Annotated in this window: 15 protein-coding genes and 1 riboswitch; of the genes, 5 read left to right on the forward strand and 10 right to left on the reverse strand. The window is 71.4% G+C overall.

Translation table 11 applies throughout. The features are described from left to right. Positions 1 to 65: 65 nt before the first annotated feature. On the forward strand, positions 66 to 2,033 hold the full coding sequence (locus EJC51_RS41685) for a ricin-type beta-trefoil lectin domain protein (protein ID WP_126275846.1): 1,968 nt from the start codon (positions 66 to 68) through the stop codon (positions 2,031 to 2,033). Here EJC51_RS41685 and EJC51_RS41690 read toward each other — a convergent pair. Beyond that, on the reverse strand, positions 2,030 to 2,347 hold the full coding sequence (locus EJC51_RS41690) for a hypothetical protein (protein WP_126275847.1): 318 nt from the start codon (positions 2,345 to 2,347) through the stop codon (positions 2,030 to 2,032). The two genes, EJC51_RS41685 and EJC51_RS41690, sit on opposite strands and share 4 nt — an antisense overlap. Beyond that, on the reverse strand, positions 2,344 to 3,945 hold the full coding sequence (gene ctaD / locus EJC51_RS41695) for an aa3-type cytochrome oxidase subunit I (RefSeq protein WP_126275848.1): 1,602 nt from the start codon (positions 3,943 to 3,945) through the stop codon (positions 2,344 to 2,346). The genes EJC51_RS41690 and ctaD overlap by 4 nt, the downstream gene beginning before the upstream one ends. Before the next feature lie 106 nt (positions 3,946 to 4,051). Here ctaD and EJC51_RS41700 point away from each other — a divergent pair, with 106 nt between their 5' ends. Together EJC51_RS41700 and EJC51_RS41705 are read left to right on the forward strand one after the other, a co-directional pair. After that, positions 4,052 to 4,603 (forward strand): RNA polymerase sigma factor, encoded by a 552-nt coding sequence (locus EJC51_RS41700; protein ID WP_126275849.1) that lies wholly within the window; start codon positions 4,052 to 4,054, stop codon positions 4,601 to 4,603. After that, complete coding sequence (locus tag EJC51_RS41705) at positions 4,596 to 5,486, forward strand: CU044_5270 family protein (protein ID WP_126275850.1); 891 nt, start codon at positions 4,596 to 4,598, stop codon at positions 5,484 to 5,486. The genes EJC51_RS41700 and EJC51_RS41705 overlap by 8 nt, the downstream gene beginning before the upstream one ends. 1 nt (position 5,487) lies before the next feature. Here the strand turns inward: EJC51_RS41705 and EJC51_RS41710 are convergent, their stop codons facing one another. Together EJC51_RS41710 and EJC51_RS41720 are read right to left on the reverse strand one after the other, a co-directional pair. Next, positions 5,488 to 6,336, reverse strand: a complete 849-nt coding sequence (locus EJC51_RS41710) for a bifunctional 5,10-methylenetetrahydrofolate dehydrogenase/5,10-methenyltetrahydrofolate cyclohydrolase (RefSeq protein WP_126275851.1) — start codon at positions 6,334 to 6,336, stop codon at positions 5,488 to 5,490. Between the two features lie 22 nt (positions 6,337 to 6,358). Continuing rightward, positions 6,359 to 6,442, reverse strand: a riboswitch (ZMP/ZTP riboswitch). A 228-nt stretch (positions 6,443 to 6,670) separates the two neighbouring features. Further along, positions 6,671 to 7,024, reverse strand: coding sequence for a nuclear transport factor 2 family protein (locus EJC51_RS41720; RefSeq protein ID WP_126275853.1), 354 nt, complete (start codon positions 7,022 to 7,024; stop codon positions 6,671 to 6,673). A 169-nt stretch (positions 7,025 to 7,193) separates the two neighbouring features. Between EJC51_RS41720 and EJC51_RS41725 the strand changes: the two genes are divergently transcribed. Together EJC51_RS41725 and EJC51_RS41730 are read left to right on the forward strand one after the other, a co-directional pair. Beyond that, positions 7,194 to 7,484: a hypothetical protein gene (locus tag EJC51_RS41725; RefSeq protein ID WP_126275854.1), complete on the forward strand. Its 291-nt coding sequence runs from the start codon at positions 7,194 to 7,196 to the stop codon at positions 7,482 to 7,484. 184 nt (positions 7,485 to 7,668) lie between these two features. Continuing rightward, entirely contained in the window at positions 7,669 to 9,129 is a 1,461-nt protein-coding gene (locus EJC51_RS41730; RefSeq protein ID WP_126275855.1) for an aldehyde dehydrogenase family protein, read from the forward strand. Between the two features lie 16 nt (positions 9,130 to 9,145). Here the strand turns inward: EJC51_RS41730 and EJC51_RS41735 are convergent, their stop codons facing one another. The 6 genes from EJC51_RS41735 to EJC51_RS41760 form a co-directional block, all read right to left on the reverse strand. Then, entirely contained in the window at positions 9,146 to 10,348 is a 1,203-nt protein-coding gene (locus tag EJC51_RS41735) for a type III PLP-dependent enzyme (RefSeq protein WP_126275856.1), read from the reverse strand. Then, on the reverse strand, positions 10,345 to 12,042 hold the full coding sequence (locus EJC51_RS41740; protein WP_126275857.1) for an IucA/IucC family protein: 1,698 nt from the start codon (positions 12,040 to 12,042) through the stop codon (positions 10,345 to 10,347). The genes EJC51_RS41735 and EJC51_RS41740 overlap by 4 nt, the downstream gene beginning before the upstream one ends. Next, positions 12,042 to 13,235, reverse strand: a complete 1,194-nt coding sequence (locus tag EJC51_RS41745) for an MFS transporter (RefSeq protein ID WP_126275858.1) — start codon at positions 13,233 to 13,235, stop codon at positions 12,042 to 12,044. Before EJC51_RS41745 ends, EJC51_RS41740 begins: the two co-directional genes overlap by 1 nt. Beyond that, a complete protein-coding gene (locus EJC51_RS41750) occupies positions 13,232 to 14,875 on the reverse strand; it encodes an IucA/IucC family protein (RefSeq protein WP_244363084.1) in 1,644 nt (547 codons plus the stop codon). The genes EJC51_RS41745 and EJC51_RS41750 overlap by 4 nt, the downstream gene beginning before the upstream one ends. After that, the gene (locus EJC51_RS41755; protein ID WP_126275859.1) at positions 14,872 to 16,047 is read right to left on the reverse strand and encodes an ATP-grasp domain-containing protein; all 1,176 of its coding nucleotides are present in this window, start codon (positions 16,045 to 16,047) and stop codon (positions 14,872 to 14,874) included. Before EJC51_RS41755 ends, EJC51_RS41750 begins: the two co-directional genes overlap by 4 nt. A gap of 87 nt (positions 16,048 to 16,134) precedes the next feature. Next, the gene (locus EJC51_RS41760; RefSeq protein ID WP_126275860.1) at positions 16,135 to 17,154 is read right to left on the reverse strand and encodes an ABC transporter substrate-binding protein; all 1,020 of its coding nucleotides are present in this window, start codon (positions 17,152 to 17,154) and stop codon (positions 16,135 to 16,137) included. Positions 17,155 to 17,169: the final 15 nt, after the last annotated feature.

The raw sequence follows: 17,169 nt of genomic DNA on the forward strand, positions 1-17,169 counted from the left end.
CGGGTAGTCGGTACTCGTTCGAGATGTCGACCAAGCCGGGCGTTCTTCCCTTCCGAAGGAGCCGCATGTTTCCCCCACCCCGCACGCCCCGCGGCGGGCGCCTGCGCCGCGCCAGAGCCGTCACCGTACGCGCCGTCGTCCTCGCCCTCACCGCCACCGCCGCCCTGCTCTTCGCCCAGCCCACCCCGGCCCAGGCGGCGACGAGCCGGCAGATCGCCGTGCCCACCGCGCCGATGGGCTGGGCCTCCTGGAACAGCTTCGCCGCCGCCATCGACCACGACGTGATCAAGCAGCAGGTCGACGCGTTCGTGGCGGCGGGGCTGCCGGACGCGGGCTACAAGTACATCAACATCGACGAGGGGTGGTGGCAGGGCACCCGGGACAGCGCCGGGAACATCACCGTCGACGAGTCCGAGTGGCCCGGCGGCATGAAGGCCATCGCCGACTACATCCACAGCAAGGGCCTGAAGGCGGGCATCTACACCGACGCCGGCAAGGACGGCTGCGGCTACTACTACCCGACCGGCCGCCCCGCCGCCCCCGGCTCCGGCAGCGAGGGCCACTACGACCAGGACATGCTCCAGTTCTCGCAGTGGGGCTTCGACTTCGTGAAGGTCGACTGGTGCGGTGGTAACGCGGAAGGCCTCGACGCGGCGACGACGTACAGGTCGATCAGCGACGCGGTGGCCAGGGCGACGGCCGCCACCGGTCGTCCGCTCACCCTGTCGGTCTGCAACTGGGGCAACCAGAACCCCTGGAACTGGGCCCCGGGGCTCGCGCCCATGTACCGGACCAGCACCGACATCATCTTCTGGGGCAACAGCCCGTCCCAGACGAACATGCTGTCCAACTTCGACCAGGGCCTGCACCCGCTCGCCCAGCACACCGGCTACTACAACGACCCCGACATGCTGATGGTCGGCATGCCCGGCTTCACCGCCGCCCAGAACCGCACCCACATGAACCTGTGGGCCATCTCCGGCGCCCCCCTCCTCGCGGGCAACAACCTCGCCGGCATGTCCACCGAGACGGCGAACATCCTCAAGAACCCCGAGGTCATCGCCGTCGACCAGGACGCACGCGGCCTCCAGGGCGTCAAGGTCGCCGAGGACACCACAGGCCTTCAGGTGTACGGCAAGGTCCTCTCCGGCCAGGGCAACCGTGCCGTCGTGCTCATGAACCGCACCTCGTCCACGCAGAACATCACCGTCCGCTGGTCCGACCTCGGTCTCACCAACGCGAACGCGACCGTCCGTGACCTGTGGGCCCGCTCCGACATCGGTTCGTACGGCACGAGTTACACCGCCAGTGTCCCGGCGGGCGGCTCCGTGATGCTGAAGGTCACCGGCGGCACCGAGCAGTCGGCCGGCACCTACACCGGCACGGCGGGCTTCACCGGTGTGGCCGCCGGCAGCACCGGGATCAAGACCGTCGACGTCGCCTACACCAACAACACCTCCAGCGCCCGTACCGCGACCCTCAAGGTCAACGGCCAGGGCTCGACAACCGTCTCCTTCCCGCCCACCGGCTCCTCCCAGGGCACGATCTCGGTGATGGTCGGCCTCTCCAAGGGCTCCGCGAACACGCTGGCCTTCACGGGCGCGCCCACCCTCGCCGACATCACGGTCCGCCCGCTGCCCGGCGCGAACAGCACCCTTGTGACAGGGAGCGGCTCCAGTCGCTGCCTCGACGTCTATGACAACACCCTCACCAACGGCACCCAGGCCGAGCTCTGGGACTGCAACGGCGGCCAGAACCAGCAGTGGACGTACACCTCCCGCAAGGAACTCGTGGTGTACGGCGACAAGTGCCTGGACGCCTACAACCTCGGCACCACCAACGGCACCAAGGTCGTCATCTGGGACTGCAACGGCCAGAACAACCAGAAGTGGAACGTCAACAGCGACGGCACGATCACCAATGTCAACGCCGGTCTCTGCCTGGACGCCAATGGCGCCGGCACGGCCAACGGCACGCTGATGGTGCTGTGGACGTGCAACGGCCAGAGCAACCAGAAGTGGACGCAGAGCTAGACCTGACAGAAGGCGAGGACGCCGACGGCCGCCGCGCTGCCGAGCAGCAGGCACGCCAGCAGCCGTCGGCGCAGCGCCCGGTATCTCGCCTCGTACTCGTCCCGCAGGCTCCCGGCCCGCACCGCGGTGCGCTGCCAGGAGGCGCGGGCGAGTGCGAGGTACTCCGCCTCGAAACGGCGCTCCAGCTCGGCCCGCTGCGTGTCCGTCAGCCAGTGCAGGGGTGCGGTGAACCGCTCGGCGGCCGTGCGGCCTTCCTGCCGGGTGGCGGCGAGCAGCAGATGGCCCTCGATGTCGTTGACGAACGTGTCCCTCATCGCGCGGTCAACTCCCGTGCCGGCGCGGGGGCGTGGTGCAGGTCGTACGCGGGGGACTCGCTGCGGATGCGGGGCAGGGTGAGGAAGTTGTGCCGCGGCGGGGGACAGCTGGTCGCCCACTCCAGGGAACGGCCGTAGCCCCACGGGTCGTCGGACGCGACCGGCTCGCCGTACTTGGCCGTCTTCCAGATGTTGTAGAAGAACGGCAGGAGCGAGGCGCCGAGCACGAGCGAGAAGATGCTCGACAGGGTGTTGAGGGGCGTCAGTCCCTCCACCGCCAGATAGTCCGGAATCCGGCGCTGCATACCGTTGACCCCCAGCCAGTGCTGGACGAGGAACGTGCCGTGGAAGCCGACGAACAGCGTCCAGAACGTGATCTTGCCGAGGCGCTCGTCGAGCATCTTGCCGGTCATCTTCGGCCACCAGAAGTGGAAGCCGGAGAACATCGCGAAGACGACGGTGCCGAAGACGACGTAGTGGAAGTGCGCCACCACGAAATACGAGTCCGACACCGCGAAGTCGATGGGCGGGGACGCGAGCATCACCCCTGTCAGACCGCCGAACACGAACGTGACCAGGAAGCCGGTGGCCCAGAGCATCGGGGTCTCGAACGACAACGAGCCCTTCCACATCGTTCCGATCCAGTTGAAGAACTTCACGCCGGTTGGCACGGCGATGAGGAACGTCATGAAGGAGAAGAACGGCAGCAGCACTCCGCCGGTGACGTACATGTGGTGGGCCCACACGGTCACGGACAGACCGGCGATCGCGATGGTGGCGCCGATCAGGCCCATGTAGCCGAACATCGGCTTGCGGGAGAAGACCGGGATGACCTCGGAGATGATGCCGAAGAACGGTAGCGCGATGATGTACACCTCTGGATGGCCGAAGAACCAGAAGAGGTGTTGCCACAGCAACGCCCCGCCGTTGGCGGAGTCGAAGACGTGGGCGCCGAACTTGCGGTCCGCCTCCAGCGCGAAGAGGGCCGCGGCCAGCACGGGGAAGGCGAGCAGGACCAGGACGGCGGTCAGCAGCACGTTCCACACGAAGATCGGCATGCGGAACATGGTCATGCCCGGCGCACGCATGCAGATGATCGTGGTGATGAAGTTGACCGAGCCGAGGATGGTGCCGAAGCCGGAGAAGGCCAGACCCATGATCCACATGTCGGCGCCGACGCCCGGGGAGCGCACGGCGTCCGAGAGCGGGCTGTAGGCGAACCAGCCGAAGTCGGCCGCGCCCTGCGGGGTGAGGAAGCCGCCGACCGCGATGAGCGAGCCGAACAGGTACAGCCAGTAGGCGAACATGTTCAGACGCGGGAAGGCGACGTCGGGGGCACCGATCTGGAGCGGCATGATCCAGTTCGCGAAGCCGGCGAACAGCGGCGTCGCGAACATCAGCAGCATGATCGTGCCGTGCATCGTGAACGCCTGGTTGAACTGCTCGTTCGACATGATCTGCAGACCAGGCCGGGCGAGCTCGGCGCGCATGAGCAGCGCCATCACGCCACCGATGCAGAAGAACGCGAACGACGTGACGAGGTACAGCGTTCCGATCGTCTTGTGATCCGTGGTCGTCAGCCACTTCAGGTGTCTCATGCCCCGCCTGTGTCCGCGCCCCGCCCGGACGTCACACTTCGGGGACGCGACGAGAATCACCGAAGACGGCTGTGACGATCCCGAAGGTGCCGGACACGAACGGAACATGAGCAACGACGACGACTTCGCCGCTGCCTATCGCGAGCACTACTGGGCGGTCAGCCGCTATGTCGCGCGGCGACTGGACGGGCGGCCGAGCGAGGTGGAGGAAGTGGTGGCGGAGGTGTTCACCGTCGCCTGGCGACGCCGTGCCGACCTGCCGCCGACCCCGCTGCCCTGGTTGTACGGCGTGGCACGCAACTGCCTGGCCAACGCGGTACGCGGCCACGGGCGCAGGCGGCGCCTGGTGGACCGGCTGGGCAACGACGACACGGCACACGGACGCCACATCGAGGCGGGCCCGGAAGCGGAGACCCCCGGCGCCTGGGTGCACGATGCCCTCGCCCGGCTCTCCCCGGCCGACCAGGAGGTGCTGCGGCTCACCGCGTGGGAGGAACTCGGCATCGAGGAGGTCGCCGTCGTCCTCGGCTGCGGCCGCCGCGCCGCGTCGATGCGGCTGCATCGGGCCCGGCGCCGGCTGAGAGCCGAGATCGACCGGATGTGCCCCACGACCTCCGAGAGCCCCGCGATCCCCGCGAAGGAATACGGCCATGGCTGACGAACTCGACCTGCTGCGCCGCGCCAACCCGGTGCCCACCGACGGCCCCCACTACGGCGACGGCCCCCTCGACCACCACGCCGAGCGCCGGCTCGACGCGTTGCTGCGGCAGCGGACCGCCCGCCGCCCCCGGCTGTACTGGGGGCTGGCGGCCGGCGGAGTCGTCGCCGCGCTCGTCTCGGCGCTGCTGTTCACCGGCCAGACCACCGCGCCGGCGGTCGCCGCACCCCGCCCGCTGGTAGTTCAGGCGGACTCCACCCCCGTACCCCTGGAAACCCTGGCCGAGCGGGCTCGGGCGGCGGACAGTTCGGCCGTGCTCCGCAAGGGCACCCACGTGCGGACCTGGAGCCTCGGCATGAGTGACGGCAAGCCGCCGATCACCTACCCGGAGGAGCGCATCGTCCGCTGGAACGCCGACGACAGCCACACGGAGACCGTCGACGACGGCCACGACCGCACCACCCGGACGTACCCGCCCAGTTGGAGCGACGCCCCGCCGCAGTCCCCGCCCCCGCACGACGTGGCCCGGCTGCGCGCCTACCTCCAGGAGGCCGCGTACAGCAGGACTCCGCTCACCACGGGCGAGCTCCTCGACGCCGTCGACTACGTGCTCGACACCTGGCAGCTCGGCGCCCGGGAGTCGGCGGCGCTCGCCCAACTGCTCGCGGACACCGACGGGTTGAAGCCCGTCGGACAGGTGACGGACCGGCTGGGGCGGCGCGGACAGGCGTACGTGTACGAGCAGTCCGGCCTCCGCAAGATGCTGATCATGGACCCGGCCACCGGCGCCGTGCTCGGCCTGGAGACCACCTTCACGAAGGCGGAGCCCGAGTACGGCGTGAAAGCCGGTGACGTCATGGACTACAGCGCCTGGACGCGCTGACTCACGCCCCGAGCTGCCGGGTGGCGGCGTCCACCGTCTGCTCCAGCAGCGTCGCGATCGTCATCGGACCGACGCCGCCCGGCACCGGGGTGATGAGGGAGGCCCGCTCGACGGCGGAGTCGAAGTCGACGTCGCCGATGTTGCCCGGGTTGTACCCGGCGTCGATCACGACCGCGCCGGGCTTGATGTCCTGGCCCTTGATGAGCTGCGGCCGGCCCACGGCGGCGACCACGATGTCCGCCTCCCGGACGACCGCCGACAGGTCCGTCGTACGCGAGTGGCAGTACGTCACCGTCGCGTCCCGGGCAAGCAGCAGCATGCCGGCGGGCTTGCCGAGGATCGCGCTGCGGCCGACGACCACGGCCCGCTTGCCGGACGGGTCGACGTCGTACGCGTCGAGCAGCCGCATGATGCCGCCGGGGGTGCAGGACACGAAGCCCGGCAGGCCGAAGCTCATCGTCGCGAACGAGGCGAACGTGACGCCGTCGACGTCCTTCTCGGGGGCGATCGCCTCGAACGCGGCGCGCTCGTCGATGTGGGCGCCCATGGGGTGCTGGAGCAGGATGCCGTGCACGGCGGGGTCGGCGGAGAGCTCCTCAAGCGTGCCCACCAGGTCCTCGGTGGTGGTCGCCGCGGGCAGCTCCACGTGCCGGGAGGCGATGCCGGCCTTGCGGGAACGGTTCTGCTTCATGCGGACGTACGTCACGGAGGCGGGGTCCGCGCCGACCAGTACGGTCGCGAGACAGGGCGTCGTGCCGGTGCGTGCGGTGAGGTCGGCGGCGCGCCGGGCGGTGTCCTCGACGATGCGTCGGGCGAGCGCGGTGCCGTCCATGAGACGTGCCTGGGTCATGATCCACTCCTGGGCTGACAGTCGGGTTCGCCCAGGCGCACGGCTTCATGTCGTACGGGCCGCTCCCCGGTGGTGCTCCACCTCAGCGCCAGTCACGGCCCGCCCCCAGCCTAACCCCGGCGCCGCCTGCGCAGGCCGTGCGGGGTCGGGGGGAGTGCGCGGGGCCGGGTCCGCCGTAGCACCGACCGCATCAGCGCGGCGGACGCCAGCCGGGTTGCCGCCGAGGCCGGCAGCGTGCGGCGGGAGCGCACCGGGAACGATCGGCCGAGGCCCGCACGCGCCGAGAAGGTCCAGGTCAACCGGGACGTGATCTGGACCTTCGGCAGACTTCTCCCTACTCGTCCCATGCCTGGAGCATGATCTGTTCGGCGATCTTGCCGTCGCGCAGCGTGATCATGGATTCGGCGAAGACCCGGACCCCGTCCGAGTACTCGCAGGACTCGGTGTAGGCGACCTGGTCGCCCTGCATGATGCACTTCTCCAGCTTGTGCGCCTTGATGTCGCGGCTGTAGACGTCCTCCAGAAGCTCGCCGATCTCGTTCCGGCCGTGCAGGACCCTGGGATTGCTGGGCTGGGTGTTGCGGTCCACGATGCGCAGCTCCGCGTCGTCCGCGTAGAGCGACAGCAGATTCGCGGCCTTGTCTCCCTCGATGCCCTGACGCAATGTCTCCGTGCTGAACGCGCCCATGATGACCTCCTGTGAGGCCCGCGGCCCGAGGGGAGGGGCCGCCCGGGTCTCACCTTCGAGACTCCTCCGCCCCGCCGGTCTCGGCAAGCGCAACCGGGGCACTGCGCCTGACGGGTGAGAGCGGTCCGGCACCCGTGTCCGCGCCGGGCGTGTCGGCGTTGCTGACAACATGATCTCCACTCGACGTATCGTCGCCGTCGTCGGTCTCGCCGCCGGTGTCACCGGCCTCGCCGCCCCGATGGCGAGCGCGGCCCCCGTGGACGCCGACACCGCCAGGCTCAGCCCGATGGCCACGCTCGACTCCCTGTCCGTGAGCGACATCCCCGCGGAGCACAAGGCCGAGATCCCGCGCCCGACCGAGCAGCTGGCCCAGCTCAACCGCCTGAACGACCTGAACCAGCTGAGCCAGGTGACCGACCTGGTCGCCCCCGTCACCGGGCTGCTGCCGGGTATCCAGTAGTGATCTGATCCGTGTACGGACTCGTACGCGCACGTCCACACCAAGGGCCGTCCGGGCAACCGGGCGGCCCTTGACATTGCCCGGGGCCGCGCGGAGCATGCGCTTAGCAAGTGAATCTTGGTTCACTTGGCGAACGTTTTCTCGCAGTGCACACATTGTCGTGGCGAACGAAGAGGTCCGCATCATGCCCATCACCCGCGAACTCCTCATCGGCGGCAAGGACGTGCCCGCCGCCTCCGGCCGGACGGCCGAGGACCTCAACCCGTACACCGGGGAGGTGTACGCGACCGTCGCGGCGGCGGGCCCCGAGGACGTGCGGCGGGCCGTGGACGCGGCCGACGCGGCGTTCGAGGAGTGGGCGGCGCTGGCCCCCTTCGCCCGGCGCGCGATCCTGTTGAAGGCGGCCGATCTGCTGGAGGGCAAGGGCGACCAGGTCGCCGAGCTCATGGCGGGCGAGGCCGGCGGCACCCGGCCGTGGGCGTACTTCAACGTGGCGCTCGCCGCCAACATGCTGCGCGAGGCGGCGGCCGGCGTGACGGCCCCGCGCGGCGAGGTGCTCACCGCGCAGGAGCAGGGCGCCCTCGGCCTCGCGGTGCGCGAGCCGGTGGGCGTGGTCGCCGCGTTCGCGCCGTGGAACGCGCCGGTCATCCTCGGTGTACGGGCGGTCGCGGCGCCGCTGGCCGCGGGCAACACGGTCGTGGTCAAGGCGAGCGAGGACGCGCCGCTGGCCTGCGGCCTGTTCGTGGCCGACGTGCTGCGTGAGGCCGGGCTGCCGGACGGCGTGCTGAACGTGATCACCAACGACCGGGCGGACGCCGCCGAGATCGCCGAGGTCCTGATAGCCGACGAGCGGGTGCGGGCCGTGAACTTCACCGGCTCCACCAACGTCGGCCGCATCATCGGCGAGCACGCGGCACGTCATCTCAAGCCCGCCGTCCTGGAGTTGGGCGGCAAGAACGCGGTGATCGTGCTGGCCGACGCGGACGTGGACTACGCCGTCGACGCCGTCACCTTCAGTGTGTTCATGAACGCCGGGCAGATCTGCATGTCCGGTGACCGCATCCTCGTCCACGAGTCCCTCGCCGAGGAGTTCACGCGGAAGTTCGCCGCCAAGGCCGCCTCGCTCCCGTCCGGCGACCCCTCCGACCCGCACACCGTGGTCGGCCCGCTGGTCGCCGCCTCCGCCGCGCAGCGGGTGGCCGGGCTGGTCGAGGACGCGGTCGCCAAGGGCGCGAAGGTCCTCACCGGCGGCGGCAAGCCGGACGGCGCGGTCCACCCGGCGACCGTGCTCACGGACGTGCCGAAGGACGCCGAGCTCTATCACGCGGAGGCGTTCGGGCCGGTGTGCGTGGTGGAGACGTTCGCCGACGACGCCACCGCGGTGGCCGTCGCCAACGACACCGACAACGGCCTGACCTGCGGCATCATCACCGAGAACGCCACCCACGGCCTCGCTGTCGCGCGTCGGATCCGCACCGGCATCGTGCACATCAACGACCAGTCGGTGGCCGACGAGCCGCAGGCCCCCTTCGGCGGCTTCAAGGCCTCCGGGTACGGCCGCTTCGGTGGCCGCTGGGGCATCGAGGCCTTCTCCAACACCCGCTGGGTGACCATCGCCACCCAGCAGGCGCACTACCCCTTCTAGCCGCCCTGCTCCGGTTCTAGCCGCCCTGTCCCGGCCCGGCGTCCAGGAAGTGGAAGCCGGGCCGCGGGTGCATCAGGAAGTCGTGGTGGGAGATGTTCCAGGCGTAGGCACCCGCCAGCGAGAACAGCACCCGGTCACCGGCCCGCAGCCCGGCGGCGGGCACCCGGCGCGCGAGGGTGTCCTTCGGTGTGCACAACTGCCCGGCCAGCGTGACGTGTTCGCCCTCGGCCGCGGGGCGCGGCCACGGATGCGGCCACGCCTCGACCGGGAGGACCGCGCAGGGCTGGTCGTGGCCCTTCGTCGCCGGGGTCCGCAGGTGGTGGGTGCCGCCCCGGACCACGGCGAACTCCTCGCCGTGACTGTGCTTCACGTCCAGCACCTCCGTGGCGTACCAGCCGCAGTACGCCGTCAGCGCCCGGCCCGGCTCGATCCGCAGCGTCAACTCCGGGTGGGTCTCGGTGAGTCGGGCGAGCCCGCTGCCGTATGCCGCCCAGTCGAAGCGACGCTCGGGAGCGGTGTAGTCGACGTGCATGCCGCCGCCGACGTTGACCTCGGCGAGCGGGACGCCGAGGCCGGTGGCCCAGGCGACCACCGCCTCGGCCGCAGCGAGGAGCTCGGACGCCTCCAGACCGCTCGCCAAGTGGGCGTGGACGCCGCGGAGTTCGAGGTGCGGGTAGGTGCCGTCGGCGAGCGTGCGCACGACCTCGGCGGCCTGGCCCGGGTCCATGCCGAACGGGGTCGGACGCCCGCCCATCGCCAGTGAGCTGCCCGCCAACGAGCCGTCCGAGAGGGGCAGGTTGACGCGCGGCAGCACCGCGACCCGCCGTCCGCCGCTCCGCGCCAGCTCGGCCAGCATCCGCAGCTCGTACGCGCTCTCGACATGGAAGCGCTCGACTCCCTGTTCCAGCGCCGCCCTCACCTCGTCCGGCGTCTTGCCGGGCCCGCCGAAGGCGAGCGGACGGCCGGGCACGGCCTTGGCGACATGGGCGAGTTCGCCGCCCGAGGAGACCTCGTAGCCGTCGACGTACGGACCGAGCGCGGCGAGGATCTCCGGTTCGGGGTTGGCCTTGGCCGCGTAGTAGAGCTCCACGCGTTCGGGGAGTGCGTCCCGGACGGTCGCGGCGTGGGCGCGGAGCGCCGCCAAGTCGTAGAGGTAGGCGGGGAGTTCGTCGGGGAGAAGGGAACGGGCGTGGTCGTGGACCGTGCGGGTCGTCGTCATCGGGTGCTCCCGGTCAGGATGTCCTCGGCGAGCGGGGACGGCAGGCGGACGTACCCGGCCTCACGGTCGGCCTTGCGCTCCCAGCGGGTGAGCAGGTTGGCCTTCGCGGGCAGCGGGACGCCGGCGAGGAGGGCGGCCAGGCGCGGCGGGCAGCCGTGGCGGTCCGCGTAGGCCTGGAGCGTCGCCCGCACGCGGTTCCACAACGCGGCCTCCGCCTGCGGGTGCAGGTCGGCGAGGGCTGCGAGCAGCTCGGCCACATGATTGACCAGCAGGCAGTAGACGACCCGGTCCCAGCCGCGCCGCGCGTCGTACGTCATCGGGGTCGCGACCTCGGGCGGCAGCGCGGCCAGGGTGTCGGCGTGGTGCTCGGGGATCAGCTTGGTGCCCTCCAGGTCGCGGAAGAGGACCTGGGCGGGCCGGCCGGCGCGGTCCACGCAGACCAGGACGTTCTGGAGGTGGGGTTCCAGGACCAGGCCATGGTCGAAGTAGGCGGCCAGGACCGGGGGGATCAGCAGGTCGAGATAGGCCGACCACCAGTCGAGGGCCGCGCGGGCGTCCGGGGTGCCGAGGAGGCGGGAGATCTGTGCGGCGCTGGTCGGGTACTCGTCGGCCACCGCGGCGGCCAGCAGCGGGGTGGTGCCGGGCGCGAGCCGCGCGGGCAGGCCCTCGCGGACGATGACGCCGAAGCCCTCGAACAGGGCCCGGTCCGGGGCGCCGTCGGGGCCCGGCAGGGCGAGGGTGCGGTAGGCGGGCTCGCGCAGCACGGCGCTGCCGGGGAAACGCTGGGCGAGGTCGGCCAGGGCCGGGGCGAGGGCGCGGGTCAGGGCGACGGCGCCGGACAGCTCGTAACTGCTGTTCTTGCGCAGGCAGTTGGTGATCCGCACGTTCAGGCTGAACTTGAGGAAGGTCTCCCCGTCGTACAGCGTGCGCACGGACGCCGTGGCCGCGAACGGCCGCCCGCCCGGGCCGAGGTCGAGGACGTCGCCGCGCGCGAGGGCCGCGCGCAGGGTCGGATGGTCGCGGAGGGTTTCGTACTGCCAGGGGTGGGCGGGCAGCAGCCGGTAGCCGTCCGGGACGTCGGCGCGCGGGCGGTCCAGGGGAGCGACGGCCGACGGCTCGGCGGCCTCCTCGGCGATCAGATGGTCGCGTACGGCGAGATGCCGCAGCGGGAAGACGGCCCCGGCCTCCGGCGCGTACGCGGACCAGGCGCGCGGGTCGCCGGTGCGGGCCTTGGGGGTGGGATGGAAGCGGTGGCCGAACAGCAGGGACTGTTCGGAGGCGAGGTAGGCGTCGGTCGCCGAGGCGCTGGGCGTGGTGAGCGCGGTCGTCACGGACGCGTGGCTGGAGGCGACCTGCTCCAGGAACTCCTCGTTGCGCACGCCGGTGCGCAGCGACAACTCGTCGTGCGTGTACTCGGCGAGGCGTCGCCAGTCGACCTCGGCCCAGTCGGTGCCGCGCTGCTCGTGGACGGGCCCGGTGAAGCGGTGCGCGCCGAGGAGCGAGGTACGGCGCAGGGCGACGCGCAGCAGGACCCCGCGGCGCGGCAGCCGGAGCAGGAGCGTGCCGTCGGCGACGACGCTCTGGCGTTCGGGCCCGGACACCTCGCGCAGCAGACAGTTGAGGAGGGTGTGGGCCACCACTTCGTCGGCCGTGGGCAGGGTGGCGCGCTCAGGAGTGGGGGCGAGCGGGGGCATCAGCGGCTCCAGCGGGGGGTGATGGAGGGGAGGAGGGTCGCCAGGGCGGTGACGGCGGCAGCGGCGGCCCCGGTCAGCACGGGTGCGGCCGGGCCGAAGTGGGCGCTGCCCGCGGCGGCGGCGAGGCCCGCGACGACCGCGCCGGCCTTGGAGAAGAACTCCAGGGAGCCGAACATGCCGCCGGGCGCCCGCCCTTTGGCGCACTCCGCGGCCAGGACCTGAAGACACACCAGGCCGAGGGTGAGACCGGCGCCGAGCAGCAGCCGTACGGCGATCAGCGCGGGCAGGTGCGCGGCGACGCCGTGTCCGGCGAGACCGAGGGCGATGAGGACGAACCCGAGCACGATCCCGGCCCGGGGACGGTCCCGGAAGGCGGAGTGCACGGCCAGCGCGGCCACCAGATAGCACAGGTGGGGGAGGGCGAAGAGCACTCCGGACAGGGTCGGCGAGGTGCCCGGCAGCCGCTCGTCGACCAGGGCGATGAGGTACGGGAAGGAGATGACGGTGGAGAACACGAACGCGAACTCCAGTGTGTACAGCGCCCGGAGCGAGATCACGGGAGCCGTCCGCGGAGGGGCGACGGCATCGGTCTTCCGCTGCTCGCCGGGCCCCGGTTCCGGCAGCGCCGCGAGCAGCAGCGCGGCCGTCAGCGGCAGTACGGCGAGCAGGGCGTACTGGCGGTGCGGGGACAGCCAGCCGGACAGTGTGCCGACCACGATCGGCGCCACCACCAGCGCCGCCCGGGCGCTGCCCTGCATCAGGGTGAGCGCCTTGGACAGCGCCGGGCCTTCCAGGGCCGCGCCCAGATATCCGTTGGAGGCGGCGAACGTGCCGCCCAGGACACCCTGGAGGACGAGCGCCAGCGTGAAGGTCGCCAGCGAGTCGGCCCAGCCCGCCAGCAGGAACGCGACGGTGAGCCCCAACTGGGCTCGCAGCAGCAGGCGTTTGCGGCCGTAGCGGTCGGCGAGCCGCCCCCACAGGGGGGCCGCGAGCGCGCCGAACACGGTCGGCACGACATACAGGACCCCCGCCCAGCGGGCCTGGTGGTCGCCCAACTCCGGGAGGATCGCGGTGAGATACGGCGGCAGGCCGAGGGCCGCGAAGGAGGCAACGAAGTAGCAGCCCGCCACGGCGTGCACCTGGCCGCGCCCGAAGCCGCCGTGCGGCAGCCGGACGGCCTGGGCGGCGCTCATGCCGGACCCCCGTTCGTGAGCAGGTAGTTGGGGCCGGTGGTGTAGTGCTTGTTGACGTCGGTGGCGCCCGAACGCTCCTTGGACAGCAGCGTCCCGGCCGTGACCATCGCCTTCACCGGCAGCCGGGGCGCCCGCAGCACCCGGGTCCGCAGCACCTCCCCGGCGTCGCCGCCGAGCCGGTCCACCGCCTCCGCCAGCCGGTCCCGTACGAGGTCCAGCACGGCCCGGCGCAGCCACGGCAGCCCGAACGCGTAGGCGCCCGCGCACAGATGGACGGTGATGGTGGTGAACACGTCGGCAACCGGCCCGTCGCCGTCGACATAGGTCCGCGCGTCGTCGAAACCCCACGGCCCTGGCAGGACCGCACCCAGCCGTGCGGGGTTGATCCGAGGCCCGTCGTCGTCCTTGAACAGCAGCCGCAGACTTCCGGGCCGCAGCACCAGCGAGACGTTCTGCTGATGCGACTCCAGCGCGACGCCGTAGCCGAACAGCGTGGTCTGCCAGTCGAAGAGCAGCGTCAGCAGGGCGTCCAGCAGGGCGAGCGGGTCGCCGCCGTAGAAGCGGTCGGCCAGGTGGTCGAGGACCAGCCGCCCGTCGGGCGCTTCGGCGAGCAGTGCGGCCAGCGGGACGACCTCGGCGTCGTCCAGCCCGGCCGGGAAACGGCGGCAGAGCACCGCCAGCAACTCGTGCCCGGCATGGGCGTACGTGGTCTCGTCGGCGTGCAGGATCGTGTCCCGGAACCGGGGTTCACGCGCGAGCACGGCCTCGACGAGCCGCTGTCCCGCCGCGCCGTCGACGAGGGTGCCGGGCTTGATGGACCGCTTGTTGCGCAGGCCCAACGTGGAGGTGGCGAGGGGGAGTTTCAGGTGGTGCGTGTCGTCCACGGCCACCGTGCGCATCGACAGGGTCGGTACGACGTCGAGGTGGGCGCGGTCGGCGAACAGGGCACCCTCGGGAAGGCCGGCCTCGCGCAGGGAGGCCACGGTCAACGGGTGGACCGGCAGGGGCAGATGACTGCCCTCGGCCGCCGCCAGCCCGAGGTCGGTGCAACTGGGCCAGAACTTCGGGAGCGTTCCGGCGAGGGTGACGGACTCGCGGGGCACGGCCAGCCAGCGCAGGGCGAACCGTGGGTGGAACTCGGGTGCGTAGGAGCGCAGTTGATCCTCGGTGAGTCCTGCGCGGCCGCGAGCCGTGGGATACACGGGATGGTCGAGGCGGGCCGCGAGGGCGTCGTACGCGAGTGGTGGCCACCGGGTGGAGTCCGCGTCGAAGTCGACGGGCGAGGTCGCGTGCAGCCGCATGGTGGCCAGCGTCTGCCGGCACTCCTCGGCGAAGGCGTCGTAGCCGGCACGGTCGACGGGGTCGGCGAGGGCGCGCAGCGCGCTGAGGACGGTGTCGTACGAGCTGAGTTCCCCGCCGTCCGACTCGCGGACCAGCAGGGGCAGTCGGGCCGCGTACTCGCACTGGAAGCCGTCCTCGACGACGGGCAGCAGGAGCGCGTCGCCCTCGGCGGGCAGCCGCAGCCAGGGGCCGTCCGGGCGTTCGACGAGGGTGCTGCGGGTGCGCAGGCCCACGACGTCCTCGCGGAGCAGGGCGCTGAGGACACGGGTCAGCAGCTGTGCCTCACACGTCGCCGTCACGGCTGGATCTCCCAGCGCAGGCCCGCCAGGAAGTCGGCCGTCACCCGGTCCACCGTCGGCTGGTCGGTGCCGGTGGCCCGCAGGACGCCGAGGTAGTCGCGGTTGGTGCGGTACAGCTCGTGCCGCTCGCCGGTCGCCCGCAGCGGACGGTACATCAGGTGTGTGCCGTCCACGGTGAGTTCCGTGGCGGCCGGGGCCGTGGTGAGGAGGCCGGCGCGGTCGGCGCACGGGTACTCCAGGCGGGCGGCACCGTCACGGCGGGCGCCGAGGTCCGCCGGGAGCGGCTCGCCCAGGTGGGCGCGGAGGATGTGCTCGAAGAGCGGGATCTCCAGGAGCCGGGCCAGCAGCAGGTCGCACTGGTCGCCGATGGCCCGGTAGTTGACCTCGATGATCCGCGCCCGGCCCTCGTGCACCACGAACTCCGTGTGGCAGGCGCCGAACCCGACGCCCAGCGCGTCCAGTTGGGCGAGGACCTGGGCGACCACCGGCTCGGGGTGGGCCGGGACGAAGGTGAGGCGTTCCTCGATGAAGTAGGGCGGGGGCGACAGCTCGGTGTGGAAGCCGCCGAGGACGTGCCGGACCTGCCTGTCGCCGAGGGTCTCCAGGGTGTAGAGCTCGCCGGGGAGGTACTCCTCCACGACGAGGACCGCGTCCGGGCGGCGCTCGAAGATCTCCTTGGAACGGGTGGCCAGCTCCTCGGGACCGTCGACGAGGACGACGTCCTCGCTGGCGACGCCCTCGCGCGGCTTGACGACACAGGGGTAGGGGGCGTCGGGAAGGGCGGTCGGCGCGGTGATCTCCGTCGACCAGACCGTGTCCACGCCAACGGCGGCGAGCCGGCGGCGCATCTCCGCCTTGTCCTTGCAGCGCAGCGTGGCCCGCCAGTCCTTGCCGGGCAGGTCGAAGTAGGCGGCGGCCAGGGCGGCCTGGGTCTGGAGGTGGTCGCTGTTGGTGAAGACGGCGTCGGGGCGGTGGTGGGTGGAGATGCGGGCGACGACGGCCCGGAAGTCTCGGACGTCGCACTCCAGGACCTCGACGTCCGGATACGTGGCGCGGTGGGCGGCGGGCTGGTCGGTGAGGACGGTGACGTCCAGGCCCAGCCGGTGCGCGGCGGGCAGGAAGCCCTCGGTGACGGAGTCGGTCGGATTGAGGGCGAGCAGGTACAGGCGCATGAGGGAGAAGGAACTTCCGCTAGCGGGTGGGGGGTTGACGGGGGCGGGCCCGGCCGGGGGCCATGGCCCGCCCCGGTTCAGCGGGAGTTACTTGGCGGGGAGCTCGACGCCGGTGGCCTTGGCGACGTCCGCGAGCATCTGCTCCGCGGCCTGCACACCGATGCCGGACATCCAGGTCTCGTCCGGCACCTCGAAGACCTTGCCGTCCTTGACGGCCGGAAGGTCCTTCCACACCGGGTTGGAGGTGACCTGCTTCTTCTGGGTCTTGTCGTCGACGTCCGCGGAGGTGACGAAGATCAGGTCGGCGTCGGCCTGGTCGATCTCCTCCGGGCTCACGTCCTTCATCGTGACCTCGGGGTCGTCGGAGACCTGCGAGGACGGCCGCTTGAAACCGATGTCGTTCAGGACGACGCCGCTGTAGGAGTTGGACTGGTACAGCCGGGTCGGACCGGCGATGAAGCGGACCACGGACGCGGTCGGCATGGTGCCGCCGTCCTTCTTCTTGATGGCCGCACCGAGCGCCTTGGCCCGCGTCTCGTACTCCTTGAGCTTGGCCGCGGCCTCCTTCTCCAGGCCCAGCGCCTCGGCGTGGACCTTGAGGTTCTCCTTCCAGACACCGCCGGTGGTCTCGGTGAAGACGGTCGGGGCGATCGCGCTGAGCTTGTCGTAGACCTTCTCGTGGCGGACCTTCGAGGACAGGATCAGGTCCGGCTTGAGGGAGGCGATCTTCTCCAGGTTGGGCTCCAGGAGCGGACCGACGTCGGCGGTGTCCTTCAACTCGCCCTTGAGATACGTCGGGAAGCCGCCCTCGGTCTTGAAGTGCGGGGCGACCGCGCCGACCGGGTCGATGCCGAGCAGCGTGACGTCGTCCAGCTCACCGGTGTCGAGGACGACGACCCGCTTGGGCTGGGACGGGATCTTCACGTCGCCCATGACGGTCTTGAGGGTGCGCGGGAAACCGGCCGCGTCGGCGGCGGGCTTGGCGGCGGAGTCGTCGGAGTCGGAGTCGGAGCCGCCGCAGGCGGCCAGGGCTGCCGTACCGAGTATCACGGCGAGCAGGGTGGCCAGAATCCTTCTGATTCCGGGCAGGGGGAAGCGCTGGAACATGGGGGGTTGTTCTTT

Source organism: Streptomyces aquilus, assembly GCF_003955715.1.
In the GTDB taxonomy this organism is placed as follows: domain Bacteria; phylum Actinomycetota; class Actinomycetes; order Streptomycetales; family Streptomycetaceae; genus Streptomyces; species Streptomyces aquilus.

Excerpts from the sequence above, each read along its gene's own strand:
- EJC51_RS41685 (WP_126275846.1), top strand. The coding sequence starts at position 66 with ATGTTTCCCCCACCCCGCACGCCCCGCGGCGGGCGCCTGCGCCGCGCC.
- EJC51_RS41690 (WP_126275847.1), bottom strand. The coding sequence starts at position 2,347 with ATGAGGGACACGTTCGTCAACGACATCGAGGGCCATCTGCTGCTCGCC.
- ctaD (WP_126275848.1), bottom strand. The coding sequence starts at position 3,945 with ATGAGACACCTGAAGTGGCTGACGACCACGGATCACAAGACGATCGGA.
- EJC51_RS41700 (WP_126275849.1), top strand. The coding sequence starts at position 4,052 with ATGAGCAACGACGACGACTTCGCCGCTGCCTATCGCGAGCACTACTGG.
- EJC51_RS41705 (WP_126275850.1), top strand. The coding sequence starts at position 4,596 with ATGGCTGACGAACTCGACCTGCTGCGCCGCGCCAACCCGGTGCCCACC.
- EJC51_RS41710 (WP_126275851.1), bottom strand. The coding sequence starts at position 6,336 with ATGACCCAGGCACGTCTCATGGACGGCACCGCGCTCGCCCGACGCATC.
- EJC51_RS41720 (WP_126275853.1), bottom strand. The coding sequence starts at position 7,024 with ATGGGCGCGTTCAGCACGGAGACATTGCGTCAGGGCATCGAGGGAGAC.
- EJC51_RS41725 (WP_126275854.1), top strand. The coding sequence starts at position 7,194 with ATGATCTCCACTCGACGTATCGTCGCCGTCGTCGGTCTCGCCGCCGGT.
- EJC51_RS41730 (WP_126275855.1), top strand. The coding sequence starts at position 7,669 with ATGCCCATCACCCGCGAACTCCTCATCGGCGGCAAGGACGTGCCCGCC.
- EJC51_RS41735 (WP_126275856.1), bottom strand. The coding sequence starts at position 10,348 with ATGACGACGACCCGCACGGTCCACGACCACGCCCGTTCCCTTCTCCCC.
- EJC51_RS41740 (WP_126275857.1), bottom strand. The coding sequence starts at position 12,042 with ATGCCCCCGCTCGCCCCCACTCCTGAGCGCGCCACCCTGCCCACGGCC.
- EJC51_RS41745 (WP_126275858.1), bottom strand. The coding sequence starts at position 13,235 with ATGAGCGCCGCCCAGGCCGTCCGGCTGCCGCACGGCGGCTTCGGGCGC.
- EJC51_RS41755 (WP_126275859.1), bottom strand. The coding sequence starts at position 16,047 with ATGCGCCTGTACCTGCTCGCCCTCAATCCGACCGACTCCGTCACCGAG.
- EJC51_RS41760 (WP_126275860.1), bottom strand. The coding sequence starts at position 17,154 with ATGTTCCAGCGCTTCCCCCTGCCCGGAATCAGAAGGATTCTGGCCACC.